This window comes from Aquabacterium sp. A3, assembly GCF_038069945.1.
Taxonomy (GTDB): domain Bacteria; phylum Pseudomonadota; class Gammaproteobacteria; order Burkholderiales; family Burkholderiaceae_C; genus Aquabacterium.
Map to the genome: position 1 here is coordinate 1,119,316 of NZ_JBBPEV010000001.1, position 14,052 is coordinate 1,133,367.

At 65.6% G+C, this 14,052-nt stretch carries 9 protein-coding genes and 1 other RNA gene; 6 read left to right on the top strand and 4 right to left on the bottom strand.

The window, feature by feature from the left end; all coding sequences use genetic code 11:
- Positions 1-72: 72 nt before the first annotated feature.
- From ssrA to WNB94_RS04955, 3 genes are all read left to right on the top strand, one after another.
- Positions 73-443, top strand: a transfer-messenger RNA (tmRNA) gene (ssrA, locus tag WNB94_RS04945).
- A gap of 94 nt (positions 444-537) precedes the next feature.
- A complete protein-coding gene (locus WNB94_RS04950) occupies positions 538-1,158 on the top strand; it encodes a DUF6088 family protein (RefSeq protein ID WP_341388794.1) in 621 nt (206 codons plus the stop codon).
- Complete coding sequence (locus WNB94_RS04955; RefSeq protein WP_341388795.1) at positions 1,151-2,173, top strand: nucleotidyl transferase AbiEii/AbiGii toxin family protein; 1,023 nt, start codon at positions 1,151-1,153, stop codon at positions 2,171-2,173. Before WNB94_RS04950 ends, WNB94_RS04955 begins: the two co-directional genes overlap by 8 nt.
- A 67-nt stretch (positions 2,174-2,240) precedes the next feature.
- Here the strand turns inward: WNB94_RS04955 and WNB94_RS04960 are convergent, their stop codons facing one another.
- Entirely contained in the window at positions 2,241-4,766 is a 2,526-nt protein-coding gene (locus WNB94_RS04960; protein WP_341388796.1) for a YbcC family protein, read from the bottom strand.
- Positions 4,759-6,261, bottom strand: coding sequence for an NADH-quinone oxidoreductase subunit L (locus tag WNB94_RS04965; RefSeq protein ID WP_341388798.1), 1,503 nt, complete (start codon positions 6,259-6,261; stop codon positions 4,759-4,761). The genes WNB94_RS04960 and WNB94_RS04965 overlap by 8 nt, the downstream gene beginning before the upstream one ends.
- A 93-nt stretch (positions 6,262-6,354) precedes the next feature.
- Between WNB94_RS04965 and WNB94_RS04970 the strand changes: the two genes are divergently transcribed.
- Positions 6,355-7,257, top strand: coding sequence for a LysR family transcriptional regulator (locus WNB94_RS04970; RefSeq protein ID WP_341388799.1), 903 nt, complete (start codon positions 6,355-6,357; stop codon positions 7,255-7,257).
- On the opposite strand, the gene katG is transcribed toward WNB94_RS04970, so the two are convergent.
- Positions 7,258-9,429 (bottom strand): catalase/peroxidase HPI, encoded by a 2,172-nt coding sequence (gene katG / locus WNB94_RS04975; protein ID WP_341388800.1) that lies wholly within the window; start codon positions 9,427-9,429, stop codon positions 7,258-7,260. It lies immediately after the preceding gene.
- A 281-nt stretch (positions 9,430-9,710) separates the two neighbouring features.
- Here katG and WNB94_RS04980 point away from each other — a divergent pair, with 281 nt between their 5' ends.
- Positions 9,711-11,105: an alkaline phosphatase PhoX gene (locus WNB94_RS04980; protein ID WP_341388801.1), complete on the top strand. Its 1,395-nt coding sequence runs from the start codon at positions 9,711-9,713 to the stop codon at positions 11,103-11,105.
- Between the two features lie 25 nt (positions 11,106-11,130).
- Here WNB94_RS04980 and WNB94_RS04985 read toward each other — a convergent pair whose 3' ends face one another.
- The gene (locus tag WNB94_RS04985) at positions 11,131-12,561 is read right to left on the bottom strand and encodes a DUF294 nucleotidyltransferase-like domain-containing protein (protein WP_341388803.1); all 1,431 of its coding nucleotides are present in this window, start codon (positions 12,559-12,561) and stop codon (positions 11,131-11,133) included.
- A gap of 159 nt (positions 12,562-12,720) precedes the next feature.
- Here WNB94_RS04985 and WNB94_RS04990 point away from each other — a divergent pair, with 159 nt between their 5' ends.
- Entirely contained in the window at positions 12,721-14,037 is a 1,317-nt protein-coding gene (locus WNB94_RS04990; protein WP_341388805.1) for a dicarboxylate/amino acid:cation symporter, read from the top strand.
- The last annotated feature ends 15 nt before the right edge of the window (positions 14,038-14,052 follow it).

A 14,052-nucleotide genomic window follows, 5' to 3' on the forward strand; every position in this document is an offset into this window, starting at 1 on the left:
TCCGTCGGGCCCACATGTCATGCACATGGCCCGGCAGCGGCGGCACAAACCGCCTACAATGGGCTTGTCCTAGGGGCCGACCTGGTTTCGACGTTGGTGCGGATTCGGGACAGGGCATGTCGAGCACCAGTCAGCTCGTAAATCCACTGGAAAAAAACTAACTGCAAACGACGAATCGTTCGCACTCGCCGCTTAATACCGGTGAGCCTCTCAACGGTTGGCCTATGGGCCGGGCTTGAGTCGCAAGACAACAGCTGAGAGGTCATTCACATAGGCTGGGTTTGTGCCGGGTCACTCGGTACAGGCCAAGATCAAGTGACTGGCTGACCTGGTAGCGTGCTGCTGCGCGATCAGGTTGGCGAGATTCAAATCAGACAGCTAAACATGTAGATCTGCTCGTTGATGGCTGACGGACGGGGGTTCAATTCCCCCCGGCTCCACCAAACACAAGGGCCCGGATGACCTCCGGGCCCTTTTTCTTGCCCCAGCAAACTATCGCATTTGCAGTTTGTCAGAAATTGACATATATTTTCTTACATGAACACGACGACCAATACCGCCGAACTGATTCGCCAGCGCATCGAGGCGATGCTGATCGGGGAGCCTTTCACCCCGACAGCATTCCTGGAGTGCGGCACGCGTGCGTCCGTCGATCAGACCCTCTCCCGCCTCGTCAAGGCAGGGTCGATTGAGCGTGTGACGCGCGGCATCTTTGTGCGGCCCGAGGTCAGCCGTTTCGTTGGCAAGGTGATGCCCGAGCCTCTTAAGGTGGCCGAGACCGTTGCAAAGACCACTGGTGCTGTCGTCCAGGTTCATGGTGCTGAAGCGGCGCGTCGGCTCGAACTGACCACGCAGGTCCCGACCCAGTCTGTATTCGTGACATCCGGCCCGTCGAAGCGCATCCGCGTGGGCAAGATGGAGATCCGCCTGCAGCACGTCTGCCAACGCAAGTTGGCCCTGGCAGGACGACCCGCCGGGCTCGCGCTTGCGGCGATGTGGTATCTCGGCAAGAAGGAAGTGACGCCTGCTCTCGTCGAGAAGATTCGGCGCAAGCTGGGATCGAGCGAATTCGAGGTGCTGAAGTCCGCCACCAGTTCAATGCCCGCGTGGATGAGCGACGCCATCTTCCGCAACGAGCGAACGGCCATTCATGCCTGACTCCTTCCTGCACCTAAAAGCTCAAGAGCAGTCCCAAATCTATCGGGCACTGGCCCCGCAGCTTGCCCGCACGCCCGTCGTACTGGAAAAGGATGTCTGGGTCTGCTGGGTGCTGCAGGCCCTGTTCACCATGCCCGACCGACTGCCGATGGCCTTCAAGGGCGGCACATCCCTCTCCAAGGTGTTTGGCGCCATTGCCCGCTTCTCCGAGGACGTGGACATCACGCTCGACTACCGTGGCTTGGACGGCGCTTTCGACCCGTTTGCCGAAGGCGTCTCACGCAATCGGTTGAAGAAATTCAGCGAGGATCTCAAGTCTTTCGTGCGCGATCACGCCCACGGTGTTGTGGCGCCGCACTTCCAGAGGATGCTGGCAGAGGAGTTCGATGCCCAAGCGTTCCAGCTTGAAGTCAGCGATGACGGCGAGCAGATGCGGATACGCTACCCGAGCGTGCTGGAGTCACCGGGAGACTATGTGGGCAACAGCGTCCTGATCGAGTTCGGTGGCCGCAACATCACCGAACCGAACGAAGAGCATGAGGTACGGCCTGATATCGCGGAACATGTTGCTGAACTCGATTTCCCTCGATCGCCGGTCAGTGTGCTGTCTCCGGCACGTACCTTCTGGGAAAAAGCGACGCTGATGCACGTCGAGTGTCAGCGCGACGAGTTCCGCACAGGCGCCGAACGCCTGTCACGCCACTGGTACGACCTGGCCATGCTGGCCGATCTTGCCCATGGGCAAGCCGCTGTGGCCGATCGCGCTCTGCTCGCCGATGTCGTCAAGCACAAGAAGGCCTTCTACAACGCGAGCTACGCCAACTACGACGCATGCTTGTCCGGGCAGCTCAGACTCATTCCGGAAGATGCCGCGCTGGCCGCGCTGCGCGATGACTTCCAGCGCATGATCGGTGCCGGCATGTTCATCGGCGAGCCTCCCACTTTCGATGCCATCGTCGATCGCCTGCGTGTGTTGGAAACAGCGATCAATCGTCCTTGGGCACGACTGACCTGAGCCATTGGCTGCGCCAACGCCACCAGGTCAAATCGCCTTGCAACGGACGGGTTCAAGGGCCCAGGCCTCAGCCCAGCATCACCTCAGCCCACCCTGTCTGGGTGCGCCGCTGCAGTTGCGCCCCCTCGAAGCGCCACAGGTGCAACCAGCCCTGCGCCACCAGGTGGCGCACCGGCTCGTGGGCCGCCACGATGGCGTCGATCCTGTCGGCCGGGGCGTCGATCACCACCGTCAGGCGCACGGGGTCGTGCACCCAGCGCTGACCGTCGTGCAGCGACTGGCGCGACAGGCCGATGCGCAGGTCACCCCCATTGCCCTCGAACACGCCCAGGTGGCCGCCCACCACGTTGTGCAGCACCTTGTTGCCACTGCCCAGTCGATCGGGGTCGCAGGTGGAGGCGTGGTACTGCCAGTTGATCCAGTGGGTGACCAGCATGGGCGCCGTGATCAGTTGGGTGAGCCAACTGCCGTCGGGATCGCAGGCGGGGTCATAGTCGTGCAGAAAGCTGCGGCCCGCCAGGTTGGCGTGCTGCGTGCGCCAGCGGGGGGCGATAACGAAGGCGGCGTTGCCGGCCAGCCCCCACTCGGGACGGGTCTGGGCGCCATCGTTGGCGCGGCGCTGCAGTTGCTTGTGCAATTGGCGCGCTGTGAGAGGCTGCCCCTGGATCAGGCCCAGCGAGGGGGCACGCTCTTGACGCACGCGGTCGCTGGCGCGCTGCCAGCGGGGCACCAGGGCCTGCCATGCGGCCAGGGCGTGGGCCGGCAAGAGGTCGGTGTCGAACGCTTCGATGTCGTCGGTGGTGGTGTTGTGCAGCGCAGCCACAAAGCGCGTGGCCGGCGGGATGCGGCTGCCACGCTGGGCCAGGCCATCGCGCACGGCCGAGTCATTGAGCAGGCGGGCCAGCACGCGGGCGTTGACCTCGCCGGTCTGTCCGCAGCAGGCGCCGCAATCCAGCGCGGCGGCGTGGGCGTTGTTGTGGCTTTGGCTGCCATGGCCCACCAGCACCACCAGGGGGGCCAGGGGCAAAGGCGATGCGCTTGGCGGCATGCCCATGCCTTGCAGCACGCGCCCGGCCAGGTCCACCTGCTCGGCCAGGGACAGGCCCGCCAGGGCCGGACGGCACACCGGCCGGTAGCGCACAGGCAGGCCGGACAGGTCGTCGCGGGCCCGCTCGCCACGGGTGGGATGCAGCCAGCGCAGCAGGGGCCCCAGGTACGCGACACCCGCGGCCTCGACGAACGAGTAGGCGGCGCCGGGCCAATGGCTGGCCGCCTGCCATGGTGAGGTGATGGCCCAATGGCGCTGACGGGCCTGGCGTGCGCGTTCGGTCTGATCTGGTGAGGGGCTGGCTTGGTCGGGCGCGGCATCGATGGCGTCGTGCACGTCGATGGCGGGGGCCAGCAGCCCTGGCAGCTGAGGCCGCCGCTCTGCGCTGCCCAGCGAGGTGTAGGCCACGGGCAGGCCAAAAAATCCGGCCACGCCCAAGGTTTGCACCTCGGGGCACTCGGCCTCCAGCGCGCGGCGCATGGGTTCGCTGCGCACGTCGATGCAGAAGGCCGCTTGCACCATGGGCGCGGCCTGATGGCCGGCCACAGCAGGCTGTTGCAGTTGCTGCGCCAGGCGGCGCTGCCAGGACACGTCCAGCGCCAGTTGCCAGACCTCGTCCACCCGCAGGCGGGCGCGGGCATCGTCCAGCACGGCCGGGGCCTCGCGCCACCGCGACTGCAAGGCGGCGAAGGCGTGGCGCGTGCTGGCGTCGTCCTTGGTGGCCAGCAGGATGGCGCCCCAGGCCAGGCGGATGGCCAGCAGGTCGCGCAGGTGTGGGTCGTGGCCACCGGCCAGCCGGGCCTGCCAGCCCAGGTACGCGCACCACGACGCCCAGCCATTGACCGACAACAGCACCGCTTCCAGATAGTCGGCCCACACGTCTTCCGGCAGGCCGAGTTGCCGCAAGGCCCACGACTCGGCGTCTTCGCGGGTGGCGGGCAGTTGCCCCACGGCCCTTCCCAGCGTGGGCAAGCCCATCAGCACGCCAATGCCCTGGTCGTGCACCAGGGTGTCACGCCAGAAGGCGTACAGGCCATGGCTGCGCTCAGGCTGCCAGTCGGCCTGGTCCTGATCGAAGTACGCCGCGCAGGTCTGGCTGACCTGGTGGGTGATGGCCTGCCGCCACGACAGCCGGCGGTGGCGCTGGGCGTCATCGTCCAGCACGTCGATGAGCAGGGGCAGTCGGGGCGTGTGGCCTGGCTCGGACAGGGCGTGCACGCAGGCAGCTACGTCGAGCCTGGCGGCCGCTGCAGGCAGATCGGCCAGGGCCTGGGTCAGGTCCTGGGCGGTGATGCGGCCATCGCGCCAGGCCTGGGCCAAGAGCGCCCGGGGCGGAAACACGCGGATGTCGGCCAGCACGGCCATGCGCGCGGCCACCTCCAGCACGGGCATGCCGATGCGCTGCCAGTGCGGGTTGACGGCGATGGCCCGGTCCAGCGGCCAAGTGGGCGCGATGGCCTCGCAGGCTTGCGCGCAGGCCCGATCGACACGGTCTTGCCAGGGCATGGCGTCGGCCACGCTGCTCAGGTCTGAAACATCACTCATGGCGCCACTCCTTCATGCCTGCACCGCCGCTGGCCGGCACAGCCCAGCCGGTGGGCCACCAGCGCAAGGCCAGGCGGGTGTAGGTTTCATCCACATAAAAGCCGGCGTAGCTCCAGCGACGCCAACGCTCCAGCCGGGGCGAGTGCCGCTGCACCGCCACCAGGCAGCCATACAGCGCGGCCAGGCCCAGCACCACGCCCCATCCGGCCCAATGCAAGGGCGCGTCCGCCAAGCCCAGGGGCAAGGCATGCCCCACCGTGGTCAGGCCTGCCAGCAGGGCCACCAAGGCCACACCACTGCACAAGGCAGGCCACGACCAGCCCCACAGCAAGGGCGCCCAGGCCAGGGCCAGCACCGCGCTCCACCACAGCGGCCAGGCCGGCTGCCCTGCCCCCACACCAACCGCCACAATCACCGCCATCGCCACCACAGGCGCCAACCACTGGCTGAGCACCGCCACCCCGGCGCGGCCCTGCTGGTGCTGCAAGCGGGTGTGGCGAACCACACCAGAGGCCGACAGAAAAGCATGCGCCTTGTACAGTGAGTGGCCGATGAGGTGCAGCGCCGCCAGCGTGTACAAGCCCAGGCCGATCTCCATCAGCATGAAGCCCATCTGGGCCACGGTGGACCACGCCAGGCGCACCTTGATGCTGATGCGCGTGAGCATCACCAGCCCGGCCAGCCCGGCGGTGAGCAGGCCCAGCACCACCAGCAGGGCCTGGGCCACAGGGGCCGCGTTGAGCAAGGGGGCAAAGCCGATCAGCACCACCCCCGACAGGTTGACCACCCCGGCGTGCATCAGCGCCGACACGGGGGTGGGGGCCTCCATCACCTGAATCAGCCAGCCATGCACCGGCAACAAGGCGGTGCGCAGGACGGCCGCCAGCACCAGGCAGACCGCGCTGAGCTGCAGGGGCCAAGAGGCCCCGTGGGTGGCCAGGTGGCTCCACAGATCGGGCAAGGCGCCACTGCCCACGGTGTGCCAGGCCAGCGCGGCCGCCGCGATCAGCAGCACATCGGCCAGGCGATCGGCCAGGCGCTTTTTATGGGCAGCCAGCAGGGCAAATGGCCGCTCGGCGTAAAAGCACAGCAAGGGCTGCAGCAGCCAACCCACCAGGGCCCAGGCCAGGATGAGCACAGCCCAGTGCTGCGCCTGCAACAGCACGTGCACGGCAGCCAGCACACCGGCCAGCGCCACCACATAGCGGCGCTGCCCGGGCTCGCCCGACAGATACCGCCATGAGAAGGCCCCGATGATGACCCCCAGCAACTGCACCAGCACCGCCATCCAGTGGCTCAGGCCCAACGCCCCCTGCACCCAGGCCATGCCCCAGGCGCCCACGGCCAGCACCAAGGCCAGCACGGCGCTGAACATCCAGCCGCGCCAGGCCGCCTCGCGGTGACACCAGGCCACCACGGCCATCAGCGCCATGACCGCGGCAGGCGCGCCGGTCACCAGGCCGTCGGCGGCCAGCCACACGTCGTTGATCTGCACGATGAGACACCTCCATTGCACTGCCGCGATGGTGCGCCTCCGCATATGTTCTGTAAAATACAATGATAAGAACATTTCAATATCAAAAACAGAATGAAAGACCTGGCCCAGCTGAACTTTCATCACCTGTTTTACTTCTGGCGCGTGGCCAGCATCGGCCACCTCACTCGGGCGGCTGAAGAGTTGCACACCTCGCAGTCGGCGCTGTCGGCGCAGATCCGCCAGCTGGAAGACCGGCTGGGCACCCCTTTGTTCACCCGGGAAGGGCGCCGGCTGGTGCTGACCGACACGGGACAGTTGGTGCGCACCTATGCCGACGATATTTTCGGGCTGGGCCGTGAAATGCTGGGGAGGCTTCAGGGCCGCGACGAGGGCATGGTGCGGCTGCGCATCGGCAGCGTGGCCACCCTGTCGCGCAACTACCAGGAGAACTGGATGCGGCCTTTGCTGGCCAACCCGGCCGTGTCCTTGACCCTGGAGTCTGGTCTGCTGGAGGGCCTGCTGGAGCGCCTGCAACAGCACCAGCTGGACGTGGTGCTGGCCAATGAACCGGTGCCCACCGCGCCGGACCGGCCGCTGCATTGCCGCTTTTTGGGCGGACAGTCCATCTCGCTGGTGGGCCCCGCCCACCGATGGGCAGGGCAAACGCTGCGGGTGCCTCACGATCTGCACGATCAGGACATCGCCCTGCCCGGCCCACGACATGCCCTGCGCGCCCAGTTTGATGCGCTGTGCCTGTCGGCCGACGTGAAGCCACGCCTGCGTGCCGAAGTGGACGACATGGCGATGCTGCGCCTGATCGCGCGTGACAGCGGCTGGTTGACCGTGCTGCCCGAGGTGGTGGTGCAGGACGAACTGAAATCGGGCACCCTGGTGCGCCTGGGTGGCTCGGACGAGCTGCAAGAGCAGTTCTACGCCATCACCGTGCCCCGGCGACACCAATTGCCGGTGCTGGAGGCGCTGCTGGGCAACGCCCCCGGCATCACACCGGCCTGATCACGCCAGGTCGAAACGATCGGCGTTCATCACCTTCACCCAGGCGGCCACGAAGTCGTGGACGAACTTCGCCTTGTTGTCGTCCTGGGCGTAGACCTCGGCGTACGAGCGCAGCACCGAGTTGGAGCCGAACACCAGGTCCACCCGCGTGGCGGTGAACTTGGTGGCGCCGCTGGCGCGGTCGACGATGTCGTAGCTGTTGCGGCCGGTGGGCTTCCAGCTGTAGGCCATGTCGGTGAGGTGCACGAAGAAGTCGTTGGTGAGGGCACCCACGCGGTCGGTGAACACGCCATGCGCGCTGCCACCGTGGTTGGTGCCGATCACCCGCAGCCCCCCCACCAGCACGGTCATCTCGTGGGCGGTCAGGCCCATGAGTTGCGCGCGGTCCAGCATCATCTCTTCGGGCGTGACCACGTAGTGCTTCTTCTGCCAGTTGCGGAAGCCATCGGCCAGGGGTTCGAGCACCTCAAAGGATTCGACATCCGTCTGCGCCTGGGTGGCATCACCACGGCCGGGGGCGAAGGGCACGGTCACGTCCACGCCCGCCGCCTTGGCTGCCTGCTCCACGCCCAGGTTGCCGCCCAGCACGATCACGTCGGCCACGCTCACACCGGTGTCGGCAGCGATCTTTTCGTACACGGCCAGCACCTTGGCCAGGCGGGCAGGCTCATTGCCCTCCCAGTCCTTTTGCGGTGCCAGGCGGATGCGGGCGCCGTTGGCACCGCCACGCTTGTCTGAGCCCCGGAAGGTGCGGGCGCTGTCCCAGGCGGTGGTGACCAGTTCGCTGACGCTCAAACCTGCGGCGGCGATCTTGGCCTTGACGGCGGCCACGTCATAGCCCGTCTTGCCAGCCGGGATCGGGTCTTGCCAGATCAGGTCTTCTTGCGGCACGTCCGGGCCCACGTAGCGGCTCTTGGGGCCCATGTCGCGGTGGGTCAGCTTGAACCAGGCGCGGGCAAACACCTCAGAGAAGTAAGCCGGATCCTGGTGGAAGCGCTCGGAGATCTTGCGGTACTCAGGGTCCATCTTCATCGCCATGTCGGCGTCCGTCATGATGGGGTTGTAGCGAATGGAGGGATCTTCCACGTCCACTGGCTTGTCTTCTTCCTTGATGTTGATCGGCTCCCACTGCCACGCGCCAGCCGGGCTCTTTTTGAGCTCCCACTCATAGCCCAGGAGCAGATCAAAATAGCCGTTGTCCCACTTCGTAGGGTGGGTGGTCCAGGCGCCTTCGATGCCACTGGTGACCGTGTCACGGCCAATGCCACGGGTTTGGTGGTTGTTCCAGCCCATGCCTTGTTCTTCGATCTCGGCCCCTTCAGGGGCGGGGCCCAGGTTGGCGGCATTGCCATTGCCGTGGCATTTGCCCACCGTGTGGCCGCCAGCGGTCAGGGCCACGGTTTCTTCGTCGTTCATGGCCATGCGTTCGAACGTGATGCGCACATCGTGTGCCGTCTTCAACGGGTCAGGCTTGCCATCAACACCTTCGGGGTTCACGTAGATCAAACCCATCATCACGGCGGCCAGGGGGTTCTCCAGGTCGCGCTGGCCCGAGTAGCGGCTGCCTTCGCTGCCGGTGGGGGCCAGCCATTCCTTTTCGGAGCCCCAGTAAGTGTCTTTCTCGGGGTGCCAGATGTCTTCGCGGCCAAAGGCGAAACCAAAGGTCTTCAAGCCCATGGATTCATAGGCCATGTTGCCGGCCAGGATCATGAGGTCGGCCCAGCTGATCTTGTTGCCGTACTTCTTCTTGATCGGCCACAGCAGGCGGCGGGCCTTGTCGAGGTTGGCGTTGTCAGGCCAGGAGTTGATGGGGGCAAAGCGCTGATTGCCTGTACCACCACCTCCACGGCCATCTGCAACCCGGTAGGTACCGGCCGAGTGCCAGGCCATGCGGATCATCAGGCCGCCGTAGTGTCCCCAGTCGGCCGGCCACCAGGGCTGGCTGTCGGTCATCAGGGCCTTGAGGTCCTTCTTCAGGGCGTCCACGTCCAGCTTCTTGAGCTCTTCGCGGTAATTGAAGCTGGCGCCGAGCGGGTTGGTCTTGGTGTCGTGCTGGTGCAGGATGTCAAGGTTCAGGGCGTTCGGCCACCAATCCATCTTGGCCATGCCAGCCGAGGTCATCCCTCCGTGCATGACGGGGCATTGGCCAGAACTGGTTTGCTTGTTGTCCATGTCGTTCTCCTTGTTGGGTTCATCAGGGTGGGTTCAAGGTCTATTAAACCCACCACCCGAATGATTGACAACCGTGGAATTTCAATGGGCGGCATAGAAAAGTCGCATGACCTTGTTTTGCCTGGTGGACAGCCGCGCCGATCTGCCCGGCAAGACACCAAAGGGATCAGGGCTTGTCATCAAAACGACGCGGAACCTTTACACGCCTGCCACACCCCGTACTTAGTCTCTCCAGGGCTCGAGCATCACTTTGAACATCACATCCCCACTGGAGAGTCCCCATGAAACAAACCCGCATTGCCATGGCTGCGATGGCCGCCATGGCCGTGGCCGCGTCGGCATCCGCCGCCACCGAATTCGACAACTTCACCCCCCTGTTGTCCTCGCAAACCAGCCCCCTGCCTGAAAGCGCCCCCGTGCTGCTGTCCAGCCCGCTGTTCACGCAAGAGGTGATCGCCAACCGCAGCAACCAGAACACCCTGGTGCCGGGCTCCAACTCTGGCAACTGGGACATGATCACGGCCAACGAAAGCGGCGCAAACGCCGGCCGCTACCTGTTCATGCCCTTCGAGACGGGCTCGGCGGGCGTGCAGCGCGTCGACCTGTGGGACACCAACTACAACACGCGCACGACCACCATCGTGGCGCCCGGCACCAGCTCGTTCGTGTCTGGCGATGCATCACGTTGGACCCCCTGGGGCAGCTACCTGACGGCCGAAGAATCCTGGGGCGCCACCAGCACCAAGGGTCGACTGTTCGAGGTCACGAACGCCACCACGGCCGTGGCCAATGGCGGCGACCTCATCCACCGCTCGATCGTGCCCCGCGTGTCGCACGAAGGTCTGGCCTTTGACAGCAGCAACAGCCTGTACTTCATCGACGAGTTCAATGGTGGCAGCTTGTACAAGTACGTGGCGGCCAACCCCAACGCCAGCACCGGCAATGAGTACTTCACTGCAGGCCAGACCTTTGTGGCCAAGGTGGATGGTGGCAACAACGCCAACGCCACGGGCGCACTGACCTGGGAAGCCATCACCGACGCCACCGGCGCGCCCTTGTCAACGTCGGTGATCGGCGTGCAAGGCGACATCGATGGTCGGCTGAGCGCCAATGCGGTGGGCGGCACCGACTACATGCGCCCGGAAGACCTGGAGGTGATCGTCAACGCGGCGGGTCAAGAAGTGCTGTACATGGCCACCACCACCACGCACGAGATCTACGCAGTGAACCTGAGCACCAATGAGGTCAGCCTGTTTGCCAACCGCGACACGCTGGACCTGGGCAATGGACAGGCCGTGGGGGCCGAGCTGACCAACCCAGACAACCTGGCCGTGGACGCCGAAGGCAATCTGTACATCATCGAAGATCAACCTGGCGCCGACCGTGACGACATCTGGTTTGCCCGCGACCTCAACCACGATGGCGACCTCAACGATGAAGGCGAAGGCCTGCAACGCTGGGCGTCCAACGGCATTCCGGGCTCGGAGTTCACCGGGATGTACTTCGACAAGTTCAACCCCAACGTGACGTACGTGAACATCCAGCACCCCAACAGCGGCAACGACCTGCTGGTCAAGATCAGCGCCGTGCCGGCCGTGCCCGAGCCCAGCACCTACGGTCTGGCCCTGGCTGGCCTGATCGTGGCGGGCGTGATGGCCCGACGCCGTCGCGCCTGACCCACCGAAGGCTGGGCGCACGGCCTCAGCGCATGCCGCCCAGCTGGAAGTGCTGCTCCAGGAAGCGACCAAAGGTTTCGACGGTCTGCAGGGCCAGCTTCAACTGCCCGATCTGCAGCCTGTCGAGCCCCTCGAAGCTCAGGAAGTTATGGGGCTTCTTGCCTGCGGCCAAGGCGTCAAACTGCGCCTTCAGCCGCAAGTGCAACAGCACATCGAAGCTGGCCACCAGGTTGCGCGCCTGCTTGGGGGTCAGCACCTGCGCGCCTTCCAGCATCTCGATGCGTTGATGGGTATTGCCCCCCACCAGCCCTTTTTGCTGAATCAGCACCTTCACCCCCTCGGTGATGGGGAACAAGCCGTTCTTCTTGACGTCAAAGCTGCGCACCCCGTCTTTGAGTTCGGTCTCGATGCGGCCAAACCACCCGAACGGTTTGCAGAACCTGACGATGTTGGCGGCAGACCGCGCCAGGAAGGGCGCGCTGTGTGACACCGCGTCGATCACGGCTTGCTGCACCTGCTGCGCCAGGGCGGGATCGCCGTAAAGACGGCGCATGTCAAAGAACATCGTGCCGTGCACCACATGGTCGGGGATGGGCGTGGTGTACCACTTGTGCACGGTGTGCTTCCAATCGCTCAGGCTGCGCCGCCATTCGGGGTTGCGGGCCATGATGCCCCCCGTGCACTCGGGCACGCCAATGCCGATCAGCGCGGTGATCAGGGCCTCACTGAAACGGGCCAGCTCGTCCACCTCGGCGGCGCTGAGGTGATCGGCATAGACCAGCGCGTTGTCCTGGTCGGTGGCCAGCGTCTGTTCGCCTCGCCCCTCGCTGCCCAGCACCAGGAAGGCGCAGTCTTTGGTGAGGGTGGGATAGTCCTGGCGCACCAGCTTGATCAGGCGCACCAGCAACAAGTCGTTGAGCCGGGCCACGGTGCCCACCAGCTCGCCGATGTACAAGCCCTGCCTGAACAGATCCACGGCGGTCTTCTGCACCTGATCGTGCAGACTGCGCAGTTCATCCACCGACTCGGCACGCTCGATGGCCAGCACCAGGCCCAGGGCGTTGCGGGTTTGCAGGCGCTGCAGGTCGGTGCCCGTGACCATGCCGATGAGTTTGCCGCTGGCATCCGTGACGCACATGCGGTGGGTGCGGCGGCGGCTCATGTGATAGAGCGCCTCGTACAAGGGGCGGTCTTCGTTGATGGTGAACAGGGGGCCACGCATGATGTCGCAGGCCCGCGTGGCTTGGGCATCTCGCCCGTCGGCCAGCATGGCGCGCAGGTCGCGGTCGGTGATGATGCCCACCTCGGCGCCATCGCGGCGCACGATGATGCTGGAGATGCTGCGCTCATGCATGATCGACGCCACCTGGTGCACGGTGGCCTGGGCATCGCACGTGATCACTTCATGCCGGGCCACCGAGCCCACGGGCTCGAAGAAGGGGGACGTGTCGTTCAAGCGGCTCTCCTGCGGGGTGGCACATGCCCCCGTCACACCGTTCATGCGCGAGCCATTGTGGCCCACAGCGTAAGCCCTTGTCTTGATCGAAAACACGCACAGCTCACGCGGTGCGGCAGCACTGTGCAGTATTCTCGATTCAAGCCCCTCGTCCAGCCCATGTCCCCCACCCCCACCAACCCCACCACCCCCGTCAAGCCGGCCCTTCGGCCCCTGACCCGTCGCCTCAGGGGCTTTGTGCGCACGCGCCTGTGGCTGCAGGTGTTGGTGGCCATGGCGCTGGGCCTGGGGGTGGGCCTGGGCATCGGCCCCTGGGGACAGTGGTTGGCGCCAGCGGCCGCCAACACCTTGGTGAACTGGTTGGCCTTGCCCGGCAGCCTGTTCTTGTCGCTGGTGCAGATGATCGTCATCCCGCTGGTGGTGGCGTCGATCATGCTGGGCATTTGCAGCAACCAGGACACGGCCCAGTTGCAACGCATGGGCTTGCGCACAGCGGCCTTTTTTGTGCTCACGACCTTGCTGGCGGCCATCATCGGCCTGGGCGTGGTGCTGCTGATCGAACCCGGCCAGTACGCCCGCGTGGATCACCTGTCGGCCACCGCACCGCTGGCCAGCGCCCCCGCAGACGCCAGCCAGTGGCCCAGTCGCCTGTTGGGGCTGATCCCCACCAACCCCTTGCGGGCCGGTGTCGAGCAAAACATGCTGCAGGTGGTGGTGTTCGCGATGTTGCTCGGCGTGGCCATGCTGAAACTGCCCGCCGCGCAGGCACGCCCCATCACCGAGCTCCTGACAGCGCTGCAAGAGTTGAGCATGGTGGTGGTGCGCTGGGCCATGTACCTGGTGCCGGCCGCGGTGTTCGGCATGATGGTGCAGCTGGTGGTGAACACCGGGCTGGAGGCCCTGTGGGGGGTGGGCGCCTATGTGGGCGCGGTGCTGCTGGCCCTGGTGCTGGCCTTCGGCATGATGCTGGCGTTGTATGCGGTGTTGTGCAGGCGCTCACCATGGCAGTTTTTGCAACGCACGCGCGATGTGCTGCTGCTGGCGTTCTCCACCAGCAGTTCGGCCGCGGTGATGCCATTGACCTTGCGCACGGCCGAAGAGCAGCTGGGCGTGAGCACCGCGGTCTCCAGGTTCGTCATCCCCATGGGCGCCACGGTCAACATGGCCGGCACCGCGCTGTACCAGGTGATGGCCACCTTGTTTCTGGCGCAGGTGTTTGACGTGAGCCTGGGCTTGTCAGGGTTGCTGGTGATCGTCGTGCTGGCCGTGGGGGCGTCCATCGGCTCGCCAGGCACCCCGGGCATCGGCATCGTGATCCTCTCGATGTTGCTGGGCAGCGCAGGCATACCCGCCGAAGGACTGGCGCTCATCATCGGGGTGGACCGCATCCTCGACATGAGCCGCACCACACTCAACGTGGCGGGCGACCTGGTGGCCGCGTGCGTGGTTGACCACTCGGGGCAGCCCACGGGCTGATCGCCTGCGTGGTTT